Source organism: Sphingomonas sp. Ant20 (assembly GCF_000783375.1).
Classification (GTDB): Bacteria; Pseudomonadota; Alphaproteobacteria; order Sphingomonadales; family Sphingomonadaceae; genus Sphingomonas; species Sphingomonas aerolata.
This window is the reverse complement of record NZ_JRVI01000235.1, coordinates 1-2,416: the sequence shown is the minus strand read 5'-3', so window position 1 is coordinate 2,416 and position 2,416 is coordinate 1. Positions and strand designations below refer to the sequence as shown.

Here is a 2,416-nt window from a genome sequence, read left to right as displayed (position 1 = left end):
GCGGCGGCTGGGATGGCTGGCGGTGGCGGGGCCGCGCCAGTGGCGGCGGGTTGGCAGTGGCCCATTGCGGCATGCTCGGTCGAACAGGCGGCGGTCGGGGACATGTCGATCGCCGGCATCGTCGATGCAGCGGCTTCGCAGCGCGTGCGCGCGCCGGCGCCGCCTTGCGTGCCGCGGGGTTTGCCGGGGCGGGCTTTTTGGGTGCCGGCCTTTTTTGGTGCGGGCTTTCTGGGCGCAGGTTTGGCGGGCATCGCCATGCCGGGCATCTTCATTCCGTGCATGTCGTGCATCTGTGCCGCGGCGGGCGTGGCGGTGACGGTCGCGAGGAAGAGGGCGAGCGTCTTCATGCTGCTGCTCCCGCTTCGCTGTCGGGGCGGACGGTGACGACCTGCATCATGCCGGCATGCATGTGGTAGAGCATGTGGCAATGGAACGCCCAGTCGCCGACCGCGTCGGCGGTGAGGTCGAAGGTCGCGGTGCCGCCGGGGGCGACGTTGATCGTGTGCTTGCGCGGCGCATGATCGCCGTGGCCGGTCACCAGCTCGAAGAAATGACCGTGCAGATGGATCGGGTGCGCCATCATCGTGTCGTTCACCAATGCGACGCGGACGCGTTCGCCCTGACGGAACGGGATCGGCGCCTTCACCTCGTTCAGCTTCACCCCGTCGAACGCCCACATATAGCGTTCCATGTTACCGGTCAGGTGGATCTGCAGCTGCCGCGTCGGCGCGCGCAGATCGGGATTGCGCTCGAGCGCGACGAGATCGCGGTACACCAGCACCGTGTGGCCGGTGTTGCTCAGGCCCTGTGGCGGCTCGCCGGTGCGATCCATCGGCATCGGCGCGACGGTCTGCACGGTCGGCGTCTTCGGCAGGCCCGGCGCGTTGGCAAAGTCGCGCATGCTGTGGCTCATGGCGGGCATCGGCGCCTCGCCGGCGGGAGCCTGCGCGGGCTTGTCCATGCCCGGCATTGCGCCGTGGTTCATCCCCGCCATGCCGCCCATCGCGCCATGATCCATCGCGGCCATGTCGCCCATGCCCATGTCCTTCATCGTCGCGAGCGGGCGTCTGCGCAGCGCAGGAACCGCAGCGACCATCCCGACGCGCGGCGCGAGCGTGGCGCGCGCCATGCCGGACCGGTCCCAGGCCTCGGCGACGAGCGTGTGGGCGACGGGCGCGGCGGGTTCGACGATCACGTCATAGGTTTCGGCGACCGCGATCTGGAACTCGTCGACCGCGACGGGGCGCACGTTCTGGCCATCGGCCTGCACGACCGTCATCTTCAGTCCCGGAATACGGACGTGAAATTGGTCATCGCCGAGGCGTTGATGATGCGTAGGCGGACGCGCTCGCCGGGCGTGAACAGCGCGGTCCAGTTGTCCGCGGGGCCATGCCCGTTGACGAGATAGGTATAGGTCGCGCCCGTCACGTCGGACACGTCGGTCGGGTCCATCCGCATCCCGCCCCACATCCGCCGTTCGCCCGCCGGCTGGTCCCGGCCCGCGAGCAGGCCGCCGAGCGTCTGCTTCTGATAGTTGAAATAGCCGCCTTGGAGCTTCAGCCTGCGGAAGATGGCGTGCGGGTGAAGCGGGCTGTGATCCGACAGGACGATCACATGTTCGCGGTCCGACATGATCGGATCGGGACCTTCGGGGTCGATCACGATCGGGCCGTAATGCCCCATCTGCTCCTGCAGCCCCGAATGGCTGTGATACCAATAGGTCCCCGCCTGCACGACGGGGAAGTCGTAGGTGAAGGTGGTTCGCGCCGGGATGCCGGGAAAGCTGATCCCGGGCACACCGTCCATCTGGAACGGCACGAGCAGTCCGTGCCAGTGGATCGACGTCTCCTCGTCGAGGCTGTTGGTCACCGACAGCCGGACCTGCTGCCCCTGTTTCAGCCGGATCAGCGGCGCAGGGCTGGTGCCGTTGATGCCGATCGCGTGGCTGCGCGTGCCGTCGATCGTCCGCGTCACATGCGCAACGGTCAGCGCGATATCGGTGCCGGACAGCACCGACAGCGGTGTCGCGATCCCGGCGGACACGGGCTGGGCCCAGGCGGGCAACCCGGGCAGCGCGAGCGCGCCGCCGCCAAGCGTGGCGTCGCGGAGGAATTGGCGGCGGGTCGGTCGGGTCATGCGGATCCTCGGGCCGGGAGCGGTCACGTCTGTCAGGTCATACGCCGCCGATCGGCTTGCCCCTCATGACGTTAGACAAATCAGGCCGCGGCGGCGAGCGCGGCGCGCGCGCGGCGGATCCGGGTCTCGACCGCCTTTGCGCTGATCCCCAGCGCCTGCGCGGCCTCTGCCTGGCTCAGCTCGTGGATCGTGCACAGCAGCAGCGGCTCGCGCAGCGGGGCCGGCAGCCGCGCGATATCGGCCAGCGTGCGGGCGAGGTCGTCGCGACCGATCGCGTGCG

Annotated in this window: 1 protein-coding gene and 2 pseudogenes; all 3 read right to left on the bottom strand. The window is 69.2% G+C overall.

Annotated elements, in window-relative coordinates; genetic code table 11:
* A pseudogene (locus NI18_RS24700) lies at nt 1-347 on the bottom strand (hypothetical protein); the annotation flags it as partial.
* A pseudogene (locus tag NI18_RS19195) lies at nt 344-2,136 on the bottom strand (copper resistance system multicopper oxidase). The pseudogenes NI18_RS19195 and NI18_RS24700, both read right to left, overlap by 4 nt.
* Before the next feature lie 80 nt (nt 2,137-2,216).
* A partial coding sequence (locus tag NI18_RS19190) for a sigma factor-like helix-turn-helix DNA-binding protein (RefSeq protein WP_037532409.1) occupies nt 2,217-2,416 on the bottom strand: 200 nt, incomplete at its 5' end.